25 protein-coding genes and 1 pseudogene are annotated in these 24,600 nt (G+C 42.3%); 3 read left to right on the forward strand and 23 right to left on the reverse strand.

Features of this window, described 5'->3' with window-relative positions; genetic code table 11:
• Positions 1–88: 88 nt before the first annotated feature.
• From HG267_RS39570 to HG267_RS39610, 9 genes are all read right to left on the reverse strand, one after another.
• Complete coding sequence (locus HG267_RS39570) at positions 89–460, reverse strand: hypothetical protein (RefSeq protein WP_263420118.1); 372 nt, start codon at positions 458–460, stop codon at positions 89–91.
• Positions 445–3,876 (reverse strand): WD40 repeat domain-containing protein, encoded by a 3,432-nt coding sequence (locus HG267_RS39575; protein ID WP_263420119.1) that lies wholly within the window; start codon positions 3,874–3,876, stop codon positions 445–447. Before HG267_RS39575 ends, HG267_RS39570 begins: the two co-directional genes overlap by 16 nt.
• Positions 3,845–4,591 carry a hypothetical protein gene (locus HG267_RS39580; protein WP_263420120.1) on the reverse strand — a complete coding sequence of 249 codons (747 nt, stop codon included), beginning with the start codon at positions 4,589–4,591 and terminating at the stop codon, positions 3,845–3,847. Before HG267_RS39580 ends, HG267_RS39575 begins: the two co-directional genes overlap by 32 nt.
• Positions 4,569–5,468 (reverse strand): CHAT domain-containing protein, encoded by a 900-nt coding sequence (locus HG267_RS39585; protein ID WP_263420121.1) that lies wholly within the window; start codon positions 5,466–5,468, stop codon positions 4,569–4,571. Before HG267_RS39585 ends, HG267_RS39580 begins: the two co-directional genes overlap by 23 nt.
• A 462-nt stretch (positions 5,469–5,930) precedes the next feature.
• Complete coding sequence (locus HG267_RS39590; protein ID WP_228045454.1) at positions 5,931–6,902, reverse strand: DUF1822 family protein; 972 nt, start codon at positions 6,900–6,902, stop codon at positions 5,931–5,933.
• A 206-nt stretch (positions 6,903–7,108) separates the two neighbouring features.
• On the reverse strand, positions 7,109–7,564 hold the full coding sequence (locus HG267_RS39595) for a sigma-70 family RNA polymerase sigma factor (protein WP_263420122.1): 456 nt from the start codon (positions 7,562–7,564) through the stop codon (positions 7,109–7,111).
• Between the two features lie 208 nt (positions 7,565–7,772).
• Complete coding sequence (locus tag HG267_RS39600; protein ID WP_045874997.1) at positions 7,773–8,288, reverse strand: helix-turn-helix transcriptional regulator; 516 nt, start codon at positions 8,286–8,288, stop codon at positions 7,773–7,775.
• 243 nt (positions 8,289–8,531) lie between these two features.
• Positions 8,532–8,777, reverse strand: a complete 246-nt coding sequence (locus HG267_RS39605; protein WP_045874998.1) for a DUF4926 domain-containing protein — start codon at positions 8,775–8,777, stop codon at positions 8,532–8,534.
• Positions 8,767–9,108, reverse strand: coding sequence for a DUF6883 domain-containing protein (locus HG267_RS39610; RefSeq protein ID WP_045874999.1), 342 nt, complete (start codon positions 9,106–9,108; stop codon positions 8,767–8,769). Before HG267_RS39610 ends, HG267_RS39605 begins: the two co-directional genes overlap by 11 nt.
• A gap of 200 nt (positions 9,109–9,308) precedes the next feature.
• On the opposite strand from HG267_RS39610, the pseudogene HG267_RS39615 reads away from it, so the two are divergent.
• Positions 9,309–10,078 (forward strand): annotated as a pseudogene (locus HG267_RS39615) (ParA family protein).
• On the forward strand, positions 10,075–11,151 hold the full coding sequence (locus tag HG267_RS39620; RefSeq protein ID WP_369792196.1) for a ParB/RepB/Spo0J family partition protein: 1,077 nt from the start codon (positions 10,075–10,077) through the stop codon (positions 11,149–11,151). Before HG267_RS39615 ends, HG267_RS39620 begins: the two are co-directional and overlap by 4 nt.
• Positions 11,152–12,080: 929 nt before the next feature.
• Here HG267_RS39620 and HG267_RS39625 read toward each other — a convergent pair.
• The 9 genes from HG267_RS39625 to HG267_RS42090 all read right to left on the reverse strand — a co-directional run bounded on the left by HG267_RS39625 (position 12,081) and on the right by HG267_RS42090 (position 18,741).
• Positions 12,081–13,043, reverse strand: a complete 963-nt coding sequence (locus HG267_RS39625) for a GIY-YIG nuclease family protein (RefSeq protein WP_263420123.1) — start codon at positions 13,041–13,043, stop codon at positions 12,081–12,083.
• Positions 13,015–13,371 (reverse strand): hypothetical protein, encoded by a 357-nt coding sequence (locus HG267_RS39630; protein ID WP_263420124.1) that lies wholly within the window; start codon positions 13,369–13,371, stop codon positions 13,015–13,017. Before HG267_RS39630 ends, HG267_RS39625 begins: the two co-directional genes overlap by 29 nt.
• Positions 13,372–14,080: 709 nt before the next feature.
• The gene (locus HG267_RS39635) at positions 14,081–14,485 is read right to left on the reverse strand and encodes a hypothetical protein (protein ID WP_045875004.1); all 405 of its coding nucleotides are present in this window, start codon (positions 14,483–14,485) and stop codon (positions 14,081–14,083) included.
• Positions 14,486–14,525: 40 nt separating this feature from the next.
• Entirely contained in the window at positions 14,526–14,792 is a 267-nt protein-coding gene (locus tag HG267_RS39640; protein ID WP_063749858.1) for a ribbon-helix-helix protein, CopG family, read from the reverse strand.
• Between the two features lie 519 nt (positions 14,793–15,311).
• Positions 15,312–16,400, reverse strand: a complete 1,089-nt coding sequence (locus HG267_RS39645) for a DUF3991 domain-containing protein (protein ID WP_263420125.1) — start codon at positions 16,398–16,400, stop codon at positions 15,312–15,314.
• Positions 16,321–17,010, reverse strand: a complete 690-nt coding sequence (locus HG267_RS39650) for a hypothetical protein (protein WP_263420126.1) — start codon at positions 17,008–17,010, stop codon at positions 16,321–16,323. Before HG267_RS39650 ends, HG267_RS39645 begins: the two co-directional genes overlap by 80 nt.
• Positions 16,946–17,389 carry a relaxase/mobilization nuclease domain-containing protein gene (locus HG267_RS39655; protein WP_263420127.1) on the reverse strand — a complete coding sequence of 148 codons (444 nt, stop codon included), beginning with the start codon at positions 17,387–17,389 and terminating at the stop codon, positions 16,946–16,948. The genes HG267_RS39650 and HG267_RS39655 overlap by 65 nt, the downstream gene beginning before the upstream one ends.
• A gap of 2 nt (positions 17,390–17,391) precedes the next feature.
• Positions 17,392–17,895 carry a MobC family plasmid mobilization relaxosome protein gene (locus HG267_RS39660; protein ID WP_263420128.1) on the reverse strand — a complete coding sequence of 168 codons (504 nt, stop codon included), beginning with the start codon at positions 17,893–17,895 and terminating at the stop codon, positions 17,392–17,394.
• 738 nt (positions 17,896–18,633) lie between these two features.
• Positions 18,634–18,741: a helix-turn-helix domain-containing protein gene (locus HG267_RS42090; RefSeq protein WP_071989501.1), complete on the reverse strand. Its 108-nt coding sequence runs from the start codon at positions 18,739–18,741 to the stop codon at positions 18,634–18,636.
• A gap of 135 nt (positions 18,742–18,876) precedes the next feature.
• Between HG267_RS42090 and HG267_RS39670 the strand changes: the two genes are divergently transcribed.
• Positions 18,877–19,434, forward strand: coding sequence for a hypothetical protein (locus tag HG267_RS39670; protein ID WP_045875007.1), 558 nt, complete (start codon positions 18,877–18,879; stop codon positions 19,432–19,434).
• 908 nt (positions 19,435–20,342) lie between these two features.
• Here the strand turns inward: HG267_RS39670 and HG267_RS39675 are convergent.
• The 5 genes from HG267_RS39675 to HG267_RS39695 form a co-directional block, all read right to left on the reverse strand.
• On the reverse strand, positions 20,343–22,742 hold the full coding sequence (locus HG267_RS39675; protein WP_263420129.1) for a plasmid replication protein, CyRepA1 family: 2,400 nt from the start codon (positions 22,740–22,742) through the stop codon (positions 20,343–20,345).
• Positions 22,651–22,959: a DUF3854 domain-containing protein gene (locus HG267_RS39680; RefSeq protein ID WP_263420130.1), complete on the reverse strand. Its 309-nt coding sequence runs from the start codon at positions 22,957–22,959 to the stop codon at positions 22,651–22,653. The genes HG267_RS39675 and HG267_RS39680 overlap by 92 nt, the downstream gene beginning before the upstream one ends.
• Positions 22,960–23,074: 115 nt before the next feature.
• Positions 23,075–23,284 (reverse strand): hypothetical protein, encoded by a 210-nt coding sequence (locus tag HG267_RS39685; protein ID WP_263420131.1) that lies wholly within the window; start codon positions 23,282–23,284, stop codon positions 23,075–23,077.
• A gap of 606 nt (positions 23,285–23,890) precedes the next feature.
• Positions 23,891–24,112, reverse strand: coding sequence for a hypothetical protein (locus tag HG267_RS39690; protein WP_263420132.1), 222 nt, complete (start codon positions 24,110–24,112; stop codon positions 23,891–23,893).
• A 29-nt stretch (positions 24,113–24,141) separates the two neighbouring features.
• Positions 24,142–24,366: a plasmid partition protein ParG gene (locus HG267_RS39695; protein WP_317891635.1), complete on the reverse strand. Its 225-nt coding sequence runs from the start codon at positions 24,364–24,366 to the stop codon at positions 24,142–24,144.
• Positions 24,367–24,600 lie beyond the last annotated feature (234 nt).

Genomic DNA, 24,600 nt, shown 5'->3' on the forward strand with positions numbered 1-24,600 from the left:
TTCACTACTATAGGATTCTTATTTTATTTTTGAAAAAGCAAGTTAGCTAAGAGCTTGCCGTACAAAGCTTTAGTTCTCAGTTACTTTTTCATAAACTTTGAATTTCTTTATCAGTGAATGGATTTCTACCAGTACGTAGGGTATTAACCCAATGTTGCCGTTTTGATTTATCTTTCGGATTAGAAGTCCAAGCGATGAAAGCTTGAAAATCCTCTATCGCTCCTTTGGTATTGCCTGTTAACGCTCTAGCAATACCGCGACTATCTAAAATTTCTCCATCATTGGGAACAAGAGCTACTGCTTTTTCACAGGCATATATTACATCAGCAGCATGTTTATATTTACTACCAAACCAACAGAGGAAACTCCAAGAACTTGGAGAAATTTCTAATGAGGGATCGAATTTTTTGGGCTTGTGCGTAAGCTGCGATCGCTGCCAAAACTTTACCAGTTTCGGCACATTTTTTCCCCTTTTCTAATTAAACTTAAAGATACAAACTGACGAGCTTTTGTCTGTGGCTCAAAGCCCAGATTTGAATCTAGTTCTAACGCGGATTGAAACTTAGCACTCGCAACTTCTAAATTACACTGTCGTCCTGCATCTTCTCCTTCTTTAACTAAGGTTAAAGCCTTTACCTTGGCTGTGAGATTAAATTTCAACTTAGGATTCCAATTCAGCGCAGTGCGAAACTTAGTAATTCCATCTTCAATATCACCTTTTATAATTAGTTGTTCTCCCTGAGTTACCATTACAGGTGCCGAAGACGCTTTGATAGCGGGAGTTTCACATTGTTCTAATTCATTGAGTGCGTCAGGGTGGGTGATGAGATAATCCGCAAGCCAGGTACACCCACGCATTTGTAAATCATCAAAATCGAAATTCCATAAAATTACCGTTTTGTCATTACCTGCTGTGGCGAGGGTTTTACCATCGGGACTAAATGTAGCACCATTGACTACATCGCTATGTCCGGTAAGGGTTTGTAGCAACTGACCTTCCCGGTTCCATAGTTTGACCGTCTTATCTTCACTAGCTGTAGCCAAGATTTTACCATCGGGGCTAAAACTGACACTTCGGGTATGATTGCTATGTCCAATCAGGGTTTTGAGAAGTTTGCCCTCCCGGTTCCATAGTTTGACCGTTTTGTCATCACTAGTTGTAGCGAGGGTTTGACTGTCGAAGCTAAATGTAGCGCTGTTGACCAAACTGCTATGTCCGGTAAGGGTTTGTAGCAACTGACCTTCCCGGTTCCATAGTTTAACTGTAGTATCATTACTAGTAGTGGCGAGGATTTGACCATCGGGACTGAATGTAGCGCTATTGACACTATTGTTATGTTTGGCGGTGAAGGTTTGTAGCAACTGACCTTCCCGATTCCACAATTTAACTATATTATCATCACTGGCAGTGGCGAAAGTTTGACCGTCGTCGCGGCTGAATGTAACACTATTGACACTATTTTTATGCCCAGTGAGGGTTTTTACGAGTTGACCCTGCAGGTTCCACAATTTAACTGTCTTATCATCACTAGCTGTCGCCAGGATTTTACCATCAGGGCTAAATGTAACGCTATTGACGCGATCGCTATGTCCAGTTAAGATTTTTAAAAGTTTGCCCTCCTGGCTCCACAGTTTAGCTGTCTGATCATTACCAGTTGTCGCCAGGATTTTACCATCAGGGCTAAATGTAACGCTATTGACGCGATCGCTATGTCCAGTTAAGATTTTTAAAAGTTTGCCCTCCCGGCTCCACAGTTTAGCTGTCTGATCATTACCAGTTGTCGCCAAGATTTTACCATCAGGGCTAAATGCAACCCTATTAAACTGCTCGTTATTTTGGGTGAGGGTGGTAAACAGCTTGTTATCCAATTTCCACAGGATTACAGTGTTGTCATTACTGGCACTAGCAAGGGTTTTGCCGTCAGGACTAAATGTAGCCCTATGGACTACATCGCTATGTCCAGTGAAGGTTTTGAGCAGTTGACCTTCCCTGTTCCATAGTTTAACTGTCTTGTCATTACTAGCTGTAGCAAGGTTTTTACCATCGGGGCTGAAGCTGACACTGTTAACCGGCTCATTATGTCCAGTGAAGGTTTTGAGCAGTTGACCTTCCCTGTTCCATAGTTTAACTGTCTTATCATTACTAGCTGTAGCCAGGATTTTACCATCGGGGCTGAAGCTGACACTATTAACCTGCTCATTATGTCCAGTGAAGGTTTTGAGCAGCTTACCTTCCCTGTTCCATAGTTTAACTGTCTTGTCATTACTAGCTGTAGCCAGGATTTTACCATCGGGGCTGAAGCTGACACTATTAACTGGCTCGCTATGTCCAGTGAAGGTTTTGAGAAGCTTACCTTTCCTGTTCCATAGTTTAACTGTCTTGTCACTACTAGCTGTAGCCAGGATTTTACCATCGGGGCTAAATGTAGCGCTATTGACATTATCTTTATGTCCTACAAGAGTTGCGATCAATTTGCCTTCGCGACTCCATAGTTTGGCTGTATCGTCATTACTATTAGTAACAATTTGACCGTCAGGGCTGAAACTAATGCTATTAATCAGCCTCGCATGTGCGTCGAAACTTTTGAGCAACTGACCTTTCCGGTTCCACAATTTAACTGTCTGATCGTCACTTCCAGTGGCAATAGTTTCACCGTCGGGGCTAAATATAACACTTCTTATATAACTATGATGCCCTTCCAAGCGATTAAACTGTTTGACTTCATTTATGGCTTGCCCCAATACAACTGTAATGGGAATTTTTAGCTCTATATTTTCCCCCTGAATTTGTGTGACTTTTTTCGCTGCCTTGAGAATAGTTTTCAAAGCATCAAATTCTTGTCCTAAAGCCAGAAGTGCTTCTGAGGAGTTCGTGAGTGATATAATTTCGTTCTTTGTCGAGTTTTGTGATTGCCACCAAGCCACCGCAGTCAAACTCAAGGCTACAACCAAGCCGCCAGAGAGTCCTAAGATAGTAAATTGTTGTCTGCGCTTTTGCGTTTTGCTCTCTCGCTCCCTCAGTTCCACACTCAACGCAATAAAACTCCTCTCTACTGGACTCAATTCTAAAAAACGTTGTCTTTCCCAATATTCCGCATCTGCCAGTGGCTTACCTCGTAAAAGCGCCCCTTCATCATTTCCACTGCTCTCCCAAGTACGCATTGCTACGCGCAACTGTTCTTGCCAGTGGCGAAAGTCCCTATCTTGCTGCATCCACAGATTTAATTGTCCCCAACTGCGGATTAAAGCTTCGTGGACAACCTCTACCGTATCTAAACCTGTTTTCTCATCCCGTCCCGTCACCACCAAACGAGCATTAGCCAAGCGAGTTACCAAATCCCAATTTTCCTCACCCACCTCAGCACGGGTAGCTACACGGCGGGTATCTTCCGTCCCTTCCCCTGGATGTACCAGTTGAATAAAAATTCGCTGCGCCCTTTCTTTTTCCTCAAAATTCAACTTGTTATATGCTTCATCCGCATAACGAGCCAATGCTGCTTCTACTCCGCCAATTTCATCATAAGCAGCATGGGTCAACTGGGCATCAAGTTGTTTTGCCCACAGTTGAGTCAAGGCAAACTCCAATAAAGGTAAATCCCCTGGTTCTGTACTCACCGTAGAAAGAATGCGTTCAACAAGCCCCTCCTCAATTGTCACCCCCAGCAACGCCGCAGGTTTTTCTACTGCTGCTTGCATCTCCTCATCCGTCATTGGACCCAGTTTTAAGTCTGCATACTGCAAGGCATCAGCAAAGGGACGATAAGACAATGCTTGTCCTAAAAAGTCTGCCCTGAGAGTGATGACAAAAGTAAAATTACGACAGGAAGAGATTGCTTCTAATAATCTATCTAAAAAAAGCTTTGCGCTCTTGTGCATCTCTGCAAAGGGTATAAAGTTCTTCAAATTGGTCGGCAACTAGCAATAAACGCTGGTTGGGGTCAACAGAGAGGATATCATCCACCACATCCCGCAACCCATTTTCACACTGCCCCAGGTCGCTGGCAAGATTTCTAATCTCCCGCAAGCGTTCTGTGCGGCTAAGTACAGGTGGCAATATTTGAGACCCTTTTTGATGATAATCTCGATTAAAATTGGTTTCTTTTTGGTCAACAAGGGCAGTTGCCAGATTAAACAAAGGTCTGGAACCGGGACGAAAGTCAACAATATGACAGTTACCAGCATCTCGCAGACACTTCACCAAACCAGCAAACACCACACTAGATTTACCACTACCACTAGAACCAATCACCGCAACCAAGGGTTGATTTTGCACCGCATCTATCAACATCTGGGTGAAAGATTCCCGTCCAAAAAAGAATTGTGCATCTTCCTCCCGAAACGCAAACAAACCACGATAGGGACTAATTTCGGTGGGACGGCGACCTAAATCTAACCAACTTGGTGGGACTGTATCTGCATTTTGACAAATTACTGGTAACAAAGAGGCACAGGGATATTTATCCTCCAGTCCATGCAGTTTTAATCTTGCTTCTTTTACTGCTTGATATAAGGGTTTGCCATCATTCGCATAAGCCACCAAAAATTGCTTTAAAAATACCTGTGCCACTTCATCTGGCACTTGTTCTCGCATCACAATAATTTGGGGAATCTGTAGCGCTTCTAACTGGGATCCCTAATCCCAACCCATCACAGGAATTAAATATCGCCACAGCTAACCCGTTGCTCTTCGCTTTTTTCAAGCCATATTTGAGGTCATCAGTAGTTAAGCTTTCCTTATTCTCATTAATGTATATTCGACCACTATCTCCCACAGTTTGACTATGACCTGCAAAAAACAGGATATCCCAAGGTCTTTCCCATAAGGAATCGTTGATTTCGTGACGTTGGGGCTGTACTAGAAAAGTGACATCGGCATCAGGTAAACTGTTGAGCAACTTTCGGTCTGTTTCGATATCAATACCAGTACTGTTGCCCAAAATCGCCAGAATTTTGACTTGATCTCTTTTGGTAGGGGTTTTCGCTATGATAGGTTTTTGATAATCGGTTGCACTCAAAGCTAGTTCGGCATTGGGATATTCTTCCACTAAATCCCAAAGATGCCAAGGTATTTGTCGCAACTGCTGACTGGATGTGCGAATTAGCACCCGCACCAATTCTTTTTCTTGTAATTCCTTTAACCAACTCTCCCGGATAGGGCGAAAAGACTCCGAAAGCAGCCAGTTGTTTAGTTGCTTTTGTAACTCAGTTGCGGAATTTTTACAATCTTCGTGCTTCTGGGCAATAGAACCATCGTAAGTAACTTTTATAGCTTTGATACCGCGAGGAGAACTCCCTAAACTACGATAGTGCGATCGCCACTCGTCAATTGTTGTTTGTAAAGGAGCAATTGGGGGTAGATTACCAGTGATTTCTTTATGGGGACTAACACCTTCAGTGGCAATTGAAAGCGTTACCCGTACACCCTGCTGTAAATTGCCATCTAGCTTTAGAACAATCAACTTTGTCATCGGTAATACCACAATTGTGTGATGCACAAATCATCATGAGTATATATCTATAGTTGTTTGTTACTTATGCAAAGGAATAAAGGCTGCAATTATCTTTTCAGGGGTGTATAAGTAAGTCGGCGTTAAAAAATCAAGCTATGTGACGAAATGTAAAATCATCGAATAGCTTATAAATTGGTCATTCTACAGTTTTCACAAAACTAAACATACATGGTTTTTATCGTGCCGACTTACTTACGTTTATAAGTAGTCATGCAAAATAAATTATCTACTTAAGAAAGGGAACAGGGAAGGAATACAGCGATTTCAATCACGTTGAAAAATGGCTAAATATTTATGTGTAGGTACTTATGAGGTAAATTGACTCAAAAACTGGGTTAGTTGGTTATACTGAAAGCCTATTTATATAACTTTAAATGGGCTGATTATCTGGTATCTGATTTCTCTGCAAGTCCCTTAATTTCAGATTAAAAAGTTCTCTATCACGCTGACATCTCCTAAAACTATCTTGACGCTGAAATTATCTCCCACATCGGCGTTAAACTCCAATGAAATTTTTTTGTTATCGTTTTTGGCTTTAGCTTCCATAACAGCAGTTCCCTCTTCATCTAAAATCATCACATGAAGAGAGGATGGCAAGTACTCTTGACCATTTGTTGGATGTAACTCCACAATAATTTTCATCTCATCCAAGTTGTTTTCGTCATGACTGACTTTAACAACTATCCCTACTGATTCCCTGTTAGCTTTTATCCCAAAATCAATCAATTTAGCCCGTTCAACAGAGTTTTTTAGCCCATCTTCTGCACTTCTAAATTGCCAACCTAGTTCAGTTAAGAATATAGATTCAATTGTTGACCAACTAGACTCAAAAATATTCTCAAACCATCTTTTTAATTCGGCAACATTTTGACTAGATGAATCCAAATTTTGACTCTTAAATTTAGTTGTCTGTAATTCTAGAAATTCTAAATAATTCAGTAAATTTTCTAGAGGTTGTAGTTGGTTAATAGGAAAGTTATCAATTGATACCTCCTTGACAAATCCTAACAACTTGGCTGATTGGAAAGATTCACTTATTTCCACAACAACATAGCCAATCCGGTTTGATTGGACTTTCGGTGGTACATAAACAAACTGTGCATTTTCTAACACCGGACGGCATTCCAATTTGCCCAAATTTGTAATCAATAAATCAGCTACATCCATCAGAGTTTGTTTTACTGGATTCCAACTGTCACTCGCTTCTAGGTCAGTTTCAAACTCCATACATTCTAGATAGAAATTCACGAAAGATACAGACAAGGTATTAAGCAAAACCTGCTGGCTTTTTTCGGGTGTGGCTTGCTCTCTTGACCATTTTTCTGCTAGCCTGCGAGCGACGGTTGATATCGGACCAGTAAATGTAGAAATAGTTGCCATGTCACTCATCATTTGTTTCCTCTAAGTTAAGTCTTCACCACCACCTAAATCTCTAAATTCGTCGCGAAATTCCTCTAAAGTTCGCTGATAAAAATTACTTAATGTTGCCACTGGAATATTCAATTCTTCGGAAATGTCTTTCCAAGATATACCTGACCATCTTTTGACAGCAATTTCCTGGAAATTTACTTGCGGATATTTTTTTGATATGTGCTTGTTTAAAAATCCCCTTTTGGGTCTATTTCTATATATCGTCTGATTTTTTTAAAAGCAAAGATATAATTATCCTCGTTCTCGCTATCGTTAAATACCAAATATTCCAAGTTTTCTAAGACAGAACTTTCGACATTAATTTCATGGACTTTGCCAATTATTTTGGGAATAGCCTCTTTAAAAAAACGTTGACTCAATAACATATTGACCCAAGTCATAAATAAAGCCCGTTCCGGGTCGTACTTGTCAATATTTTTACAGATATACAAAAATAGGTCTTGTACTGCCTCCTGATAAATTTGTTCGTAAACTCCTTGAAATTGACCGTTATATGGGTGGCAAAGTTTGCCTGAGCAGTATATACCATCGATTAGTTTTGATAAAGTTATCCGTCTAGCAGTTGTACCTAGTGGGTGTTGTTGGGCTTGTAGAGCTAGCTCTTGAAGCTGTTGCTCGTTCATATATTTATTTCTGAGAATATTATTCCTCTAAAAACTATCGGATGCTAATTGTGGCTTTTATCCAAATCGTCTAGTAAAGGTTACAAAAATTTACAATATAATTTTTTGGGGAGGCTTCCCGTGAGCTTTCAGACTAGTGGGCGATGTGGATAGCAAAAACGGCAACATTACACCATTTATCTTTGAGTTTTCATGTTGTCAACCCTAGTTATGAAGCTTTAGTTTTAATATTCATTTTTTCTTTTTGCCATTTGTCAACGCTTTCTTTAACTGCTTCTATTTCTGAAAAATCTACTTGCACAGTTGCAGTTTCAAATTCAACACCCAAAGCAGTGCTGACTTCGAGAATTTCTACAAAACTAGCACATTGATAATCTGTATCCTCATATTCTTTCACTCTTTGTTCATCAATTCCTAATATATCAGCAAGTTCTTGCTGACTAATTTGGGCTGCTATCCGAGCTTTAATTAAAGCATTTGGCAGCTTGTTTAAAGAATCAACTTTAATTTTTAAAGGCTTGCTGATGTCGCAATTAATAAGTCTTTCGTATTCCGAAATTTCTAACTTTAACTCGTCAACTTGGCTCTGATATGAGTCTCGGTGCAGCTTCCATCGTTCTAGTTCTGCCTTCAATTGTTCATTGTTATCCAATTGGGCGATAGACTGTTCAAAGCGTTGCAACCAATCTAAGGAATTTTGATATTGTTGCTCGTTTTTGATCATCATGGTTTCCACCTTTTTAGGCTAACGGATTCTAAATTCGCCCTAGCCACTTGCACAGGACAGGGTTTCCACAGGCAGAGTAGTGGTTGCTAGTTCTAAGCGTGTTAGTTCCCGGATGCCCTCCGGTAGCGATGCCGCGATTCAAAATCTTTATTGCTGCATTGACATATTGGGAGCAACTCACAACCACATTTATGTGTGCGAGTTGAAAGATATTTTTTAACAACTGTGCCACTAGGCAACTTAAATTTCCACCAAAGAGCGAACGCTTAAAATTTCATGATTTTTCAGTGGTTTAATATCAGTTATGGGAACGATGACAACAGCTATTGATTCACCAGTTGCATTGAATACTTCTAGAACACATCCGTCTGCGCCATTACTGGGATGAGGGACAAAATCAATCAAAGTTGCGACATCACCTTTTTTTAATTGATACTCGTCTAAGTCACGATTTAAAGCGACACGCTGGTACAGTTCAAAGCTCATTTGCCGACTCCTTGTTAGGTTTGAGGGTGATAAACTGAAACTTGCCGTCAACAGCCCTTTGTAGCCAAACTGTAATTACTGCTAAGTTTCGCTGATTTAAGCCGATTAATTCACCAGTGACGCGATAGAACACCCCATATTCATTATCTCTGTCTTTTATTGCTGGTGTTGTATCTGCCAGTTGACGAATTGCTGCTTTTAAGAGTTCTGGATTGTCTTGTGTAAATCCAGCCATTGCGAGAAACTTTGATTTATCGTCTTGTTCTCTTGGTACTAATAAGTAGCGGGTGATTTTTTCGTTAGCAATAATAGCATCAGGCGGAATTTTCATATTACTGCTTCTACGATTTTCCCTGCTTCGTTGTTTTGGCAATAATAGTGACACCGTGAAATCTACATACGGTGAAGTTATATAAACTCTACTGCAAATTCTATGTAAAAATAAACTTTTTTCACCTGATACACGTAAACTGGAAACTAAAACCGAGTCGGTTGACCCTACCTCAACGTATTTTCTAGGAACAAGAGCCAGTGTCAACTTCTAACCAGCAATGCCGCATTATTGCCCTGTTTAATCAGGCGGGTGGTGTCGCCAAATCGACATTGACCCAAAACCTGGGATACCACCTAGCGAAGCGAGAACACCGTGTTCTCCTCATCGACATAGACCCCCAAGCATCCTTGACCAAATTCATGGGGTTAGTGCCATCTCAGTTACAAAAAACCGTTGCTGATGCCATTATCGACGAGCAACCCTTACCAATTCATGAAGATATTCACGGTATGGACTTGGTTCCAGCTAACCGAGTTCTGAGTGGAGCCGAAATGCAGTTAGTCAGTGCTGCCATGCGTGACTTCCGTCTCAAGGAAGCCGTTGAATTCGTTTTAGATGAATACGATTTCATCCTGATAGACTGTCCCCCCAGTTTAGGATTGCTTTCTTATATCTCCTTAGTCGCGCCACACACGTTCTCGTACCCGTGGAAACTCATCTCAAAGCCTTTGAGGGAACAGACGAACTTTTACAAACTATTACCCACGTTAAAAATAAAGCTAATCGCAAAATCCAAATAGCAGGGTTTGTTCCCACTCGGTATGCTCACCAAAACTCAGCCGATAAACGAGCATTGGCAGCAATAGGTGAACAACTTTCAGCTTGGGGTCGGATTTTCCCAGCCATCCCCAGAGCTACCGCTTTTGTTGATGCGACAGAAGAACGTGCGCCCCTAGCAGTATTTGACCCGAAACATTCTGTAGTGACTATCCTTGAAGAAATCGCTAATTCTTTGGAGGCTTTGTGATCCGACGTAAACAAACTGAGAAACCCTTTGGGGGTCAAATTACAACTCCACCGCCTGCTCCTTGGTTATCCTCAGCAGATGGAGAAAAGCTAACCGCTACTGAAACTACTATCAAACTTGAAGATATAGTTCTGCCTCAGCACCAACCCAGGCGATACTTTGACCCACAAGCATTAAAAGAATTAGTTGAGTCAGTCAAACAGCATGGCATTCTCCAACCTCTGTTAGTTCGTCCAGGGGCGGAGGGAAAATACGAATTAGTAGCAGGAGAACGACGCTATAGGGCAGCACAAGAAATAAAAGTTGAAGTTGTGCCTGTGGTTGTGCGTGAGCTATCAGATGACCAAGCATTTCAGTTGGCTTTGATTGAAAACCTACAACGAGAAGACCTTAACCCTGTTGAAGAAACTGAAGGTATTTTGCACCTGTTGGCAATTCGGCTGCATTGCGATGTAGAAGCCGTCAAATCTTTGCTGTACCGAATGAAGAACGCTCACAGCAAAGGAGAACAACAGCCAACAGACTCATTAAATGAATCTAGGAGAAACGTTTCTCCTAACTCAGATGAAACTGAACCAGGGGATAATATTTCTGACAATTTAGATTCTGAGACAGAATCTAGGAGAAACGTTTCTCCTAAAGAAGAGGATGAGCAATCAAAGACGGTACAACAGGTATTTGAGAGCCTGGGACTAATGAATTGGCTATCGTTCACTACCAAGCGTTTACCATTGCTCAATCTGCCCGAAGAAATTTTAATAGCACTGCGAGAGGGCAAGTTGGAATACACCAAAGCCCAAGCACTGGCACGAGTAAAAGATGAGGAACTGCGAAAACAACTCTTGTCAGAGACGATAGCTAACGATTGGTCTTTAAACCAAATCAAAGAACAAATCATCGCCAACATTTCATCTGAACCATCCGCCTCATCTAAAACACCTAACCAAATACCAGAACGGCTCAAGGATATTACCCAGCGCATTAAAAAGCGCCAACTATGGAAAGAACCAAGAAAACAAAAGCAGCTAGTAAACCTGATAAACAAGCTGGAAGCATTACTAGGGGATGAGTGACTTGGGGTGAATTGTCAGGTAATCTCGAAGAGGAGACTATATCAAAGACTTGGTGGAATATATCAGTTTATTGCCCACCTCCTTTCTTCTTTTGAAGCAGCAACAAGTCCGGGCGGCACGTTAGGATTATCAGCATCTGTTTAGGAGCCAGAAAATTTTGAATTTCGCAGAGAGCGAGCTTCTCTCTTCTGCTGGGCTTTCTTCAACCTCTCATGATCCTTAACGCTCTTGTCGTTAGTAACAGTCTCTTGTGCTGGTTTGTGTTCGACAGTTGGAGTTATGGATTTAGGTGGCTGATTTGTAATACTTGAGAAGCCAAATGTTTCCTGTACATCATCCCAATCTCCGACCACCTCATCATCAACGCACCAGCTACAAAGGCAAACATGCGAAAAGGTAAGATTGTTGGCGATTGTGACAAATTAGTTACTTGGCGTAAATCTAAAATCTGCCCAATAGGTTTGAGTAAGGATGAATTTGATACTCTTCCTCCTGTTTACGTCGTCAACACCCGAGTATACAATACAGATAAATGCTGGGGGAAATGTAAACAACCCCGTCTTTGGCTCAAAGGGTGGTAGGGCAATGACACAGTGCTTCGTACTCACAGATGCAAATGGTGATCGCTTGTTTGCTGTGCTTGCTGACCTATTCCCCCCACAAGCAGTTCTCGGTAGAGTAAGGGGAGCTAGGATCAATTAGCTTGAGGCGCAAACCTTCTTTATAAGTTGCTCCCATGTCTTCGTAAAAGCTCGTAAAATCTTTCCACCGTTCGCACACATTAAAGCCTTTGTAATGCTTAGAATTTGGATTGGCTGTTTGGTAAATCAACCGATCCCAATGTTTGTATATTCTTGTTTTTTGACATTCCGTGTGGTTTTTTGACATCAATTCGACCTGTGTAAATTCGCTTCTCGGCAGCTTCTAACTTAATGCCTTCCCCGCTTTGCTAATGCCTCTGCTGCTGCTTGGACAGATGGGTAAACAGTAGGGTCTCCAGGGAGCCTGGTAGGTTTACCCGGAAAACCGCCAATCTCTCCGCCTTTAGTGACGTTGTAACCATTAGGGGTTAAGGTGTTTAGCTCCTTAATCCATTTGCGCTCTTTCGCTCTCAAGTCTTCAGGACTGTTAGCAGAATCAATAATTTCAATTGTGAAATTCTCTTCCCCAAATTTGGCGATCGCTTTGTGAATTAGTGAGGCGTTTTTTCGAGAAACCTGATCTAAATGTCTCTCCCAGCGCTCTTCTAATGATGTTGTGGTCAGTCCTACATACTGTTTACCGTTTATGAGATTAGTTGCTAGGTAAACAGCACCATTGTCATAACCCAGTTTAGGAGGAGTAAACAGCGCATCCTCTGGTTTCATGCCTTGCTCTAAACGCCTTTTGACAGTTGTGGCACTAACAGGTGCATTCAATTGTCGAACAGCATCTTCTAATCCGTTATAAATAACACCATTCACTTCAAAGGGGTGTCGGGGGTCGTTTGGTGCATCATCAAACGCCTGTTCTAAACTCCAACCAGCGTCTAAGCGTTTAACTACTACCCAATAATCTTTGCCTAATTCTTGGCAAGCGTGTTTGATACTACGATACGAAACCCCTTTATACTCAAAGCCAAACTTAGCTTCAGTTATATATTCTTTAGCACACTCAGGACATTCGGTTCCCTTTAAGTGATTGTAGGGGCGTTGTTCAAAATCACCATGTTGATAGCAGATGATAGTTATCTTGGTGTCTGTGTTAACGTAATTTACTTGACTGTAATCGTATTTCTCACCGTGCTTGGCGCGGGCTTTATTGATGAATTCCTCTGTTGTTAAAGATTGCTTTTCATTGGCGCATTTAACGCAACCTGAGCCATTAATGTGTGCAATAAAGCTCTTGCTCAAAATCGCCATGAACAGGACAGGTAATTGTAACCTTAATATTTATTCTTCGATAAACAACCTTGTCATAGCCGTAATAATTTCCATGAACTTGGTGGAATTTGGCGATGATATCGTCTTGACTGTTACGCTGGCGATCGCCATAACATTTGCGGCAGCCTACACCTAGAAGATGATGGCTAGGAGTGATGTTAAATTCGCCATGTGTAGGGCAAATTACAATTACCTTGGTGCTTGAGCCTACATAGCTTGCTTTAGTGTACTCATAAAAGCCATTGTGCTTGGCTTGAGCTTGTTGGATAAATTCTTCTTGGGTTTTACGCTTTGGCATTTGCAAAATTTTCAGGGACTGGTTAGAGAAGATCTGATTTTGGGATTGCTAGGTATAGAACTAGCAGTGGTGTATTCTTGTGTCTAACTAGTAGTCTGCCAAGCCAACTTTGCGTTGTGGTCAGCAGAGGAGCGGAGGGGCAGAGGGGCAGAGGGGAAAGACTTACTACAAGTTTCTCCTCTGCTCCCTTGCTCCCCTGCTCCCCTGCCCACCTCCACATAGCAATTTTGGGTTGGTGAACTACTAGGGGTAGTGTGAAGGTAGCTGCGACCAGGGGCAAACTAAACCGTATAGTTTAAAAACGAGGAAAATTGTACTAGTACGAACACTTAAAAAAGTACCGAATTTACAATTCGAGTTGGCACTTTGACCAATTTCAAAACAGAATACTCAGTCAACAGAAGCTTATTTAGTCCCAATGCTAGAAGAAAGTTCCGCCTTTGTGTGGAGTCGGAACTTCAAACACGCTTGAAGTGATCGCCTACATCGCTGCATACATGATTGCTCGCTCAAGATATCATAAAATCCTGAAATGCTTATCATGTAAGCCTTATATAACACTCCGCTCCCCTCGCTTCAACTATATCTGCTCATAATGATAGAAACTAAACTGTTTAGTTTACGCTTAGACAAGGATTAGGTAAATCAAATACCTAGCCCTCATCTTCACAAATATTCAACAGTTAATCAAATTATCTGTTGTAGAAGGTTACTCCTCTTTATTGCCAAAGTAGAAACCAAAGGCCACCCCAAGTAAAGTAACTTGAGTTGTAACAAGTTGAGGAATTAAATCTTTAATCAGTTCCTTGTCAGCTTTTGGACTGAATGCAACTACTCCTATCATGACAAAAGTTCCCAGAAGAGAACAACCAAGCAACTTCACCAACCACATGACTAGTTTGGTTCTTGTCGTTTCCCGATGCCTTTCTGTCCAATCAGAAACGTCTTTAACAGATTTTCGAGTGAGTGGTGCATCCTGAACATAGTCAGTAATGTTCAACTCTCCATGAAGGGCTATATCAGGCTCGAACTGAGCTTCGACTGAACTAGTCCGATTGTCACAATGGGTAACAGAAGGCGCGGCTTCAGCCAAGCCATTAATTTCTTGAGGCATTAAAAACTCCAATATTTTATAGGAGCCACCTCATCTTGCTTTATCTAAAGACTACTTCACGAATCTCCTTATCAGGCTTCTGAAGCAAAACTTTAGTCCCCTGCATTCTTTCTTCTAGAAGATATGCCTCTGTTGCAATTGCTTTACGAAGGGCCTCATTCTGAGTAATGCCTTGGGTTTGGGCAAGGAATTCTAGAAGTTTAGCAGCGTCATCAGACAAACTGATAGACAGCCGCTTCCCACTAGTGGTTCTGGTGGCGGATGGGTTTTGGGCTGTAGCAGCAGAGCCTTCCCCTACATTCCGCATCAATTTGTTCATTATGTTGAGATTAAATGTTAGTTTCAGTGTTGAGATTAAATGTTAGTTTCAGTGTTGAGATTAAATGTTAGTTTCAGTGTTGAGATTAAATGTTAGTTTCAGTGTTGAGATTAAATGTTAGTTTCAGTGTTAGATTTTAGATTTTAGTTTTGGATTAGGGAAATAAGGCAAATCTGCTGCTACACGATAGTATACACTCAAACAAGGGATTGGTGCAATAATTACACCAAAATGGTGCAAAAGTGTTCAGCCAGTCATTAGCCGCAATGTAAACCCTGAAAACATTAGCGGATAAAAAATTCAGATTTTTTTTTGATTTGAGTTATTGCTGTTGGCTGGAGAGTATTGGCATACCAGATTCAAGAAATCGTTGCGACTCTTGCGACAAAGTGGAGTAGCAGGGGCGGGCTTGTGGATCTAGTTAGCCCAACCAGTAATCATTCTGCCCGTCCCTGCTACCGCAAGAGTCGAGCGAAGCGGCAACGAGTTCGTCGGCGCAACATGAGATTACCGACTTAAACCGCGCTGCTGCTGTCTGCGTTTCTCCTGCTCTATGTGCAGTATTTCTAGCAAATCCTCATTCCAACTGTGATTATTGGGTGGAAGTTGCTTACTTTGGGGCAACAATTTTAATACAGTTTTGGCTGTTTCTTTACCTTGGTCATCTTTACTAAATGCCAGCCCAATTCTGCTGATATTTTTGAGGAATTCTAATGGCAAGTTATCCGGGTCATCCACTACCAAGTACATTGTTTTGACTGGTGGCAGCCCCTTGTGTGCATTCATATCCATATGTGCTAACGTCAGTGCATCAATGGGTGAGTCGCACAAAAATACTCTCTCGATTTTATCGTCTGTTTCTCTACCCAAGTTGATGTGAAACCAACTCTGTCTTGATTGGGTGTTTTCGCTGTTCTGCGAACAGCGATCATCTTGCTTTGGGGTGTCCCAAACCAGTGCGCCTGATTTTTCACCATTGAGATCACGCTTGATAAATACAACTTTTCGCTGCTGGTCTATGTAACCCAAACCTTTACGATGTAATGTTTCGACTAAATTTGACGAGATGCCGCGTTGTTGAGTCAGGTAATTTTTTAATGCAGGCCATAGCTTCTCATCTTCTGATGGTGGCGTAAATGGCAGGGCTGGGGGAGCAGGGGAAGCTGAGGAGGCAGGGGAGGAAAGAGAGTAATTGAGGGATAATTCTTTCTCCAAGTGCTGCACCTCTCCCCCAGCTACCCCTGCTTTAGTTTGTATCTGCTCTTTATTAGATGCCAGTTGATTGTTAGCGATTAAAACTAATGCTTTAGCTTCCTCAGTAGTCCATCGGGCGGGACTGGCTAATATAATTTCTTCAACTTCTTTTACTGGCCGATTATCTAATAACGCTCTATTAGCAATTTCTTTGTCTCGGTCAGTCAATAATAAGTTTGGCAATTCGGTACTGTAATACTTATATAACTCGGCTAAAGAATTTTCTTTTGGCTTTGGTTTATCGGTGGTTAAAGGTTGAGCTTTATTTTGAGCGATTGCATCCACTGTTGTTTGAGATGAAAGCTGTTGCTCCTTTTGAGCAATTGTTAGGTCGCAGGTCATCTAATGTGGTTCTTCCTTGTTCTAACTGCTGCTCATACACGGACAGTTGTTCTATTAATTGTGGTAAAGTTTCCACCAAGGTTGACTCGGCTGCTGACTGTTCAATAAAATCAGCGATCGCATTTATGAGTTCAAGGTTGTCAACTGCTCGCCCGACACGATTGTTCAACAGATACTCAATCCGCTCGTCATCGCGTTGAGGCTGATAGTCAATAGATTTATGTTTTTGCAGTCCAGGAAAGGTATAGGCAGGCCCCAAAGATGTACCGCTAAATTTCTGCTCATTCCACGAATAAGAGATGCCTTTACTTTTGCCATTGCGTGTTACACCGTGGCGCACTTCTACACCTTTTAGCTGCAATCGTTCCACCAGTTGGGGCATGGTCGGTTTATCTATTGTGGCGCGGTCGATTAGTTCAATTAGTTGGGTTTTAATTGGCTGTTGTGGCGGCGTGTTTCTCTCACCCTGCTCGTACTCCAGTTGCTCTCTTTCCAATCGGCGCTGTTGTCCTATGCTTGGGGCGCGGTTAAGTTTTTCTTTACTACTAATAGTCGGCTGTAAACCATATTCTCGCTCTAGCTGGCGAATGATTTTTTTCTGAACGTACATACTCCCAGCTATCACTCGTAATCTTGCCGTCATCCAAACTGATTCTACTAGCGCAAATGTGTATATGATCATGGTCGCGGTCACTGTGGCGATAGATGGCATATTGGTTAGATATGTAACCCATTGCTTCCATATATTTCTCTGCTATCTCGCACCAAGTATCATTGTCTAGCTGTTCGCCTGGGCTTAGTGAAAGTGAAACATGGTGAACTACTTTAAGAGCTTCTGGATTGAGTTGTCGAGATAGTCGAAATTCTCTAGACAGTTCTCTAGCATTTCTCCCGAACATATTACCGCCGATTAAAGATGAATCTTCTCGATTCTCTAAATATTCCAAGAGTCCACGGAAGCTTTTACCTTTGGTTTGGTTGCCAATCATTTTTACTCCCACTCTTCGTTATCTTCATCGTCAATGTCATCATCATCAGTGACTTCAGTTTCAATAGAAGATAATTCCCGACCAATTTGCTGTAGAAGATTTCGCAATTCTTCTAGTTGGGATGGATTTGCTGGTGGTCGCACTCCCATTTTTAGGGCGGCGTTTGTTGCTCTAGTGAGTTGATTAATGTTGTTGCCAATGCGGACTAATTCTCTATATGTGAAGAGGGTTATTTTGCTCAGTCGCCTTGGCAATGGTTTTAATAAAACACTACGTCTTGTAAACTCAGCTATCGATAGTCCAGCGTCTTGTGCTTTTTGCTTAATCATCTCGTGTTCGATTGCATTAACACGAGCTTCTAATGTCTTGTTACGCAGCAGGTTTTTTGACAGTTTTGGGCGCATAACTGCAACACAGCGAGAGGGGGTTTCCAAAGCGGGGATACTTCCCCCCTTTGGCAAGCCTGTTGTCCGAGCGGAGCGAGGTTTGCCGCAGGCAAAAGACACGGCTTGCTTCTAGCCCAGATTTCGGGGGGAGAGCCGAGGACGAGTGTAACCGGATTGGGGCAGCAACACGAGAGATTTTGGGTAATATCACGCTACGGCACTTGCCGCTATTGAGCATTGGTTTTTACCAATAGCTGAACACGGAATTTTCACCGCTTTTAGAATTAAATTTCGCTACTCCTTGAAAATAGTAGATTAAATGATAAATAGCAATAATCGTCAATTTAATTTAATGGATATGGGTAGATAGAAAAATCACAAGCGGACTTTACAAGCACGCCGGATTGAGGCAATTAATCTTTTTCAAATGAAGTTCATAGATTTTCTCTCTTCATTACATTACGGACTCAAGCCCGACCATAAAACGAAGAGCGCATCAGCTACAGCATCATGGATTTGTGCTTCTTTAGGTACTCCAATACTTTCGTACAATGCAATGTTATGTAAGTGTGAAAGTAAAACATTAATAGCAACGGCAATTTTATCTTTGCTCACTCGACCTAACTTGGACTCAGCTATCAGATAATCCATCAGCTAAAGACTAAGTTGTACGGCAGGTACACTATGCCGTGCAAGAAAAGTTTGCATGGTGAACGATGGGTGGCTGATGAGTGTCAAAAATATTGGCATTACCTCGCGGAAGTATTCAATAATTTTCCGACTTACATACTCAAGGTTTTTGACTACATCCGCCAAACCTGGTTGAATATCGAAAATCAAGTCAAGTTGGGCTTCTCTTCACTTCATGGCTGCGAAAAACAAGTCTTCCTTTGTACCAAAACGTTGATAGATAACAGCTTCAGAAATACCTGCTTTTTTGGCGATGTCTCGTGTAGAAGCGTTCACACCGCTGTACTACAGCATTTAACAGCACTTGCTACATTATTAGTACAGTGAAATGCAGTATTGGCAATGCTTGAGTAAAGCATTCCACTGCACATACACATTGCATACACATTAAAAAAACCGTGGGGGCAACGTATGGATGAAGCTGATAGCAAGAGCGTACAAGTCACAGCCTATTTACCCAAGGATGTGCATGAGCAACTCAAGAAGTGGATGGGTGACAATTACCAACGCTCTGTCTCCTCTGCTGTCTCGCTGATTGTCGAACACTTCCTGCAAAAAGACGGTCGCCCATTGGGAAATACCGACATTGGCCCTAGAGTGGCAGCGCTAGAGCAACAGAATCTCCCGTCTAGGTTGGCAATGCTAGAACAGCAGATGCAGCAGTTAAGGGAAGCCCTCATCGCAGCTGGAGCTATTAGCCTAGCGAGTGGGGTTGAGGAGCATCTGGCAGAGAACACCAGCATTGAGGGCGGTCAGTTTATCTACTCTGTTAAGGAAGCCAGGGAGGGGTTGAGTAAAACCGAAATCATGCGCCGTCTAGACATGACCGCTACTACTTTAAAGCGGCTGGCTGAAACCGAGAGGCTCTCTGAAGAGAAATATTTGGTGAAAGTCACAGGTTGGCAGTTAGGTTCTGGCGAGCGTCCAAAATTTTTCCCGCCGCAGTCCAACACTCAAGGGCAGGGTTAGTGAAAAAAGCTTTTCTCAGTATGGCTAATTTTAGGTAATAAAACTGTTCGGTATGCCATGTCAGTTTTATGTGCAATCTATGGTAAAACCAGGGGATTTTCATGTTACATCCTAGTCAATTCCATGTGAAATTCATGGTCAGGAAAATTATCCCCTCAACCAAGCTCTGTTAAATCCTTGGTAAATCTATGGTGGTTTCATGTCAGAACCATGTTAATGGAATATCAAGTTTTTTTGATTTGAACCCTCGCACAGTACGCAAAAATTTTTGGCCAGTTTTTTGAGCCGGAAATACTACAAAAATCGTTGGTTCTAAAACTACTACTGCTTTTACACATGGGCTGTACATGAGAGTGCAGTAATTTTCATGCACTACTAATGTTAAACACGGCATTTACACATTGCTTATGCCGTATTTAGCAGTAATTGTTATGCACTATTAATGTGGAATACCTTATTGACACATTATTTAAACTCTAGATAGCAGTATTATTAATGTGCTAACAATGCTTTTTACGGTAAAAGCACATTATAAATACCTTACATAGCAGTATTGTCTGTGCTTCCCTGCTGTAAAACAGAGTATCAAGCACATTACCAATGCAAGGGGAGGCATTAAGCCCCAGCCGCCCCAACACTGTATATGAAATATTGGGGGTTTGAGGTGTTTATGAGGATTGGATTTTATTACTTGTCCAGTAAACTTGTTTATCTATTTAATTACCGTTAGTGGACGTGACAAAAAACTGGCATTTTGAGATTGTATTTTCGTCAACTTTCAAATTGTTAAGCTTACTAGCTCTCTAAAAACGCGGATTAGACGTAATCAACGCACGGCGAAACTAGCTGTAATCAAAGGACTACAACGCCGCACAGCTATTTAGTTGGGTGGAGAATTGGAATTATTGTTAAGCTGCGGCTTTCTCTTTCTCTTTAGCCAGCCAGTACTGGAAGATTTGCTCACGTCCATCGTCAGCACCAACCACATGATAAATTCGTTGGCGATCTCCTGTGCCATCTCGACCCTTATATTTAAGTTTCAGCCCTATCTTCTTCAGAAAGCGGCGCAAGATGACGATGGGGCTGTCATTATCATTTAAGGTAATATCTAGCACGGTTTTGACTTGCCATTTTACTCCTAGAGCATTGTTAGCCATCTCTACCAAGTCCTCATCAGTCCCCCTGAATGAGCGATCGCCTTTGATGAAATTGGGGATGTTGAACATTTCTAAGGCATGAATCACCAAACTCTTCTGGCCGCCGTTAAAATCCGGTAGCCATGCGCTTTTAGCTTGAAGCATCTTTTCCCCTAGCTTGCGGTCGCGCTCGGCAACATACTCCCTGCCTAATGTTAGGTAATAACACAGCCTCAATTGTGGATAATAGCCAGTATCGTCCTTTTTCACCAGTTCCGGGGTAACTTCCACGCCATAACGCTGTTCGAGCTTGTATTTGCGTTCAATGTTGCGTTCAGTCGTGGTTTTAGAGCGTTGTTGTTGTAATGCCTCATATTTAGCCGGGGTCAATTGGCTGGTATCAGCAGCACAGACATCCTCACACTCGGCATTGTACAGGTCATTTCTTTGCTTAGTAATCAGTTTTTCTAATATGATTCTTCTTGTGTTGTCATCAACATCGATAATGTTGTGGCCCTCCTCGGTTAATGCTGACAGCACCGACTCCCGGTAATGAATCATCCCAGCATTAATCCGACAAGACATTTTACCGAAAATGGCCAAAGCAGTGCGGTTGATGTTGATTTCATCATCTATTACCAATGAAGCATCCTGTAACAGCCTCAGATGAGCTTTAAAGCATTGATGTTCACTAGCCAGGAGTGATTTAAGGTTCGTTCCTCCATTCCCCACCTTGCCGATTCCGTGACGGCCAACCCACAAATGGCGCTCTACTTGCTCACGGACACGGGCTAAAGCTTGGCGAGTAGCATTTTCTGGGGCAACTCCCTGGAAGCATCCCCAAACGCTGGTAAAATGCCCTCTAATGTCGATGCTCACCCCTGTACCAATGGAAGGGGAAGCCAGCACAATGTCATATTCCATTAGCACTGCATTCAGGCGCTCAATGCAGCCATAAGCTTCGTGTTCTGGGTCGGCAATGCTTTCGGAGTCAATGCGAAGTATTTTGCGGTCGGGGAATTTTTTCTTTAACTTCGCCTCTAAAACCTTGGTTCCCCATTTAGATTTGGCTTTTTGAGCGTCAACGGCAATAAACGGCTTACCCCCCGTTTTAATATGAGCTTCTAGGGCAGCTAACCAGCAGATAGGTGTAGTCTGTCTGTAGTGGTAAATGTTCACTGGCTGACCCTTCCAAGTGTTGACTACTACCCAAGGGCTAACTTTGGTTTCTGCTAGACCCATGATCATCTCGGCGGATAAATCCGATAAATCAGCATCAGCCAAGATAATTCTGCCGCGACCAGGGGCAAGGGTATTCTTGAACAGCTGTCTTAGTTGGTTAAGGACTTCAACCCGATGTTTTTTCACTTCGGTGGTGGCAGAGAGTAAATGCCAAATTACCTGCTCTGATTCGTCAATGATCACTAGGGGGTTTTTCCAATGAAGGGCGTTAAATCTGGCTTGTCCATAAGGATGTAAACTGTCAACACACAAGGCAAAGCCGAGTAAAATGCCAGTTTCGCTGTTTCTGACTTCGCTAATGTAGGGAATGCCTAAACGGTCGGCTAGGGCTTGGGCTAACTGTACTCGGTGAGATAACAGTAGCACTGGTTGACCGCAGGAGATCGCTTCGGCAACAATGGCGATCAATGACTCGGTTTTACCTGTGCCTTTGGGGGATTTGAGCAAAATCAGTTTAGCCTCATCAGGGATTGCTAATTCTCCTAGATAACGCTGATTCAGGGTCAACGCAGGCTCATAGGACAGGCGATTGTAGCTTTTCACCTGCCATTGCTCTAATGTGAGTGCAAGGCTTATCACTTCATGGGCGACATCTGACCCCCTGGCAATGATTAAATCATCAATGCCCTTTTCGGGATAATTCCACTCGGTAATGAGGACTTGACAGCCACAAGCCGTTAACAGCTTAGTGGTTTGGGCAATGGCAATGTTGACCCGTTGAATTGTTTCTGGCTTGGTGTCGTGGTCAAAGCAGATGGTAAATTTACGTCCCAGTGTGGCGAAGTGTTGCAGGTCTGGAATTAAATGTTTTTCCCCGGTGGGTTGCCCCAGTTCATCTTTAGGGCTGCGGTAGCCACCGTTGACTCCAGGGAGGGCGATCGCCGCATAGCCAAGGGTGAGCAATGCCCCGGCTTTTTTTGGCTCCTTCACAAATTACAACGGGGATGTTATATTTCCATATCCAGTGCCAGAAGCCATTGGTTTTATCTTCATCACTGATGGGTTTTTCATAGCGTGCGGCCACAACCTCCCAGATTTCATCCGGTACAGCTAGGAAGAATGCCCTTGTTGGCACTCGCAACGGATGTTCGTATTTGATGACTTTATGGACTTTGTTCGGGTCGCGCCTGGGGCGGTCTGGTTTCATGCAGCCCCACTGCATGGGGCTTTCATCGTTGAGTGGGTCGATGCCACTGCACCACCAGGAAAGTCCCTCGATGTGGCGATACTTCTTCAGTACGCCGTCTCTGAGTCTTCCATCGTTACGGCGGGGGGACGTTTTGACCGTAGAACAGATAGTCATAGGCGGCTGTGCCTGAGACTGAAATAACGTTTAATTCAATGATTCCAGGGTCAACAGCACTGGCTAACCATTCATTCCAGTGGGTTGCTTCTATGTGAGAGGGGCGGGAGATGATCTCGAACCTCTCTGTGACTTCTATTTGTTGTAGTCCACAGTTACTATTTTTCACAGCTTTTTCCCTCTAATACTTGTTTTTCAGTATTTGGAGGGGTTTAACGCGCTGCTAGACCTTATATCTATGAGATTTACTGTTTTGCTTATTTATAATTTTTTTGAGCAAAAAAATTGATAAATTTTGGGGCAAAATTCGGCAGTGAAAATATAGAAATTTCCACAAGAACTCATATAATATGAGTAAGCAGCGCGGAACAATCTCTGTTGCCAATCAGTGGTGAGAGCTACCAACTACACTCCACTTTTTGGTTCTTAAGAGATAAACCCCGCTTCCCAATATTTGAAATATTTAATTTTTCTGTCGGGCAAAGCGTTCACTACTTAGTGGCTCTTTGTCCTTTTAATTTCTGGTGCTGTTCTATTAAGTACCTCCGTTATACGCTTAATTTAAGCAATAGCTTGATTTTACAAAAGTTCTTGTCCTCTGCAACTTATATTAGTTTTATTTTTACTTTAAATTTCTCCACATTTGTTGATGTTTGTTTACGGAAAAATCTGAAGGTTTTTAGCCCACCAGATGGGGTGTGATTACCCAATCTGAATAAGGATTCTCGTTCAAACAGCACTAGCCGCTCCGGTCGTCTCTGTTTTCACCTTTTTTTCAAAAACCTGAATGTTTGGCTCTTCCAGTACAAAGCCATTTTCTGTTTGTTGACCGAGTTTGCCAGCGATTGCGGCTACCCACTGGGGGGTAGTTAGCTTGGGCATCGGTGAGTTTCTTCCAAATTTTTGGTTTGACTGTAACGCTGATAATACGTCCGCCACAGTCAACCTCGAACTGTTGCCAGCCGTTTTCTGACGGAATTGGTTTGAGGCAGTTCATTAATTTTGATTGTTACTTCCAGTTTTCCTTCAATCATAGGCACTCTCCATTACTTGTCTGAGTGAGGGATCATTTTCTTCTAGCCATTTATCTAGAAGTTCATTGAGTACCGTATCCATATTGGATTTGAGTCTGATGCAAGCGATTTTAAAACGATCACGTTTATCAGACTCACGACGGAGGATGATAAACAAACCTTCTTTTGCATTTCTACCCATATTGTTACTTATAGCGCCCCTATTTGTATAGCACATAAGCACCACTTTTTATTCTATCGAGAATTATCAGAACATTTAATGTAATAGCACCACTAACTCGGTGCTATGGTGCTATAGTTTGGTTGTCCGGCCGAAAAAAGGCATACAACAAAGTTAACGTTTGCACCAAAAAGGTCATAGAGACTGACCAAAAATTGGATGAGCGGATTAATGCAAATATTGCTTAGAACCTCTCAATCATAAGTAATACGATACTTTCACCTAAAACTG

Source organism: Tolypothrix sp. PCC 7601, assembly GCF_025677855.1.
In the GTDB taxonomy this organism is placed as follows: Bacteria; Cyanobacteriota; Cyanobacteriia; order Cyanobacteriales; family Nostocaceae; genus Aulosira; species Aulosira diplosiphon.

Bases quoted from the DNA above. Each gene is read 5' to 3' on its own strand.
- HG267_RS39605 (WP_045874998.1), bottom strand. From the start codon at position 8,777: ATGAGCTTTGAACTGTACCAGCGTGTCGCTTTAAATCGTGACTTAGAC.
- HG267_RS39690 (WP_263420132.1), bottom strand. From the start codon at position 24,112: ATGAACTGCCTCAAACCAATTCCGTCAGAAAACGGCTGGCAACAGTTC.
- HG267_RS39635 (WP_045875004.1), bottom strand. From the start codon at position 14,485: ATGCCTCAAGAAATTAATGGCTTGGCTGAAGCCGCGCCTTCTGTTACC.
- HG267_RS39670 (WP_045875007.1), top strand. From the start codon at position 18,877: ATGGATGAAGCTGATAGCAAGAGCGTACAAGTCACAGCCTATTTACCC.
- HG267_RS39590 (WP_228045454.1), bottom strand. From the start codon at position 6,902: ATGATGAGTGACATGGCAACTATTTCTACATTTACTGGTCCGATATCA.
- HG267_RS39580 (WP_263420120.1), bottom strand. From the start codon at position 4,591: ATGCGAGAACAAGTGCCAGATGAAGTGGCACAGGTATTTTTAAAGCAA.
- HG267_RS39640 (WP_063749858.1), bottom strand. From the start codon at position 14,792: ATGCGGAATGTAGGGGAAGGCTCTGCTGCTACAGCCCAAAACCCATCC.
- HG267_RS39585 (WP_263420121.1), bottom strand. From the start codon at position 5,468: ATGACAAAGTTGATTGTTCTAAAGCTAGATGGCAATTTACAGCAGGGT.
- HG267_RS39610 (WP_045874999.1), bottom strand. From the start codon at position 9,108: ATGAAAATTCCGCCTGATGCTATTATTGCTAACGAAAAAATCACCCGC.
- HG267_RS39645 (WP_263420125.1), bottom strand. From the start codon at position 16,400: ATGACCTGCGACCTAACAATTGCTCAAAAGGAGCAACAGCTTTCATCT.
- HG267_RS39630 (WP_263420124.1), bottom strand. From the start codon at position 13,371: ATGCCAAAGCGTAAAACCCAAGAAGAATTTATCCAACAAGCTCAAGCC.
- HG267_RS39680 (WP_263420130.1), bottom strand. From the start codon at position 22,959: ATGAAACCAGACCGCCCCAGGCGCGACCCGAACAAAGTCCATAAAGTC.
- HG267_RS39595 (WP_263420122.1), bottom strand. From the start codon at position 7,564: ATGAACGAGCAACAGCTTCAAGAGCTAGCTCTACAAGCCCAACAACAC.
- HG267_RS39600 (WP_045874997.1), bottom strand. From the start codon at position 8,288: ATGATCAAAAACGAGCAACAATATCAAAATTCCTTAGATTGGTTGCAA.
- HG267_RS39695 (WP_317891635.1), bottom strand. From the start codon at position 24,366: ATGTGCTATACAAATAGGGGCGCTATAAGTAACAATATGGGTAGAAAT.
- HG267_RS39655 (WP_263420127.1), bottom strand. From the start codon at position 17,389: ATGATTGGCAACCAAACCAAAGGTAAAAGCTTCCGTGGACTCTTGGAA.
- HG267_RS39575 (WP_263420119.1), bottom strand. From the start codon at position 3,876: ATGCACAAGAGCGCAAAGCTTTTTTTAGATAGATTATTAGAAGCAATC.
- HG267_RS39650 (WP_263420126.1), bottom strand. From the start codon at position 17,010: ATGTACGTTCAGAAAAAAATCATTCGCCAGCTAGAGCGAGAATATGGT.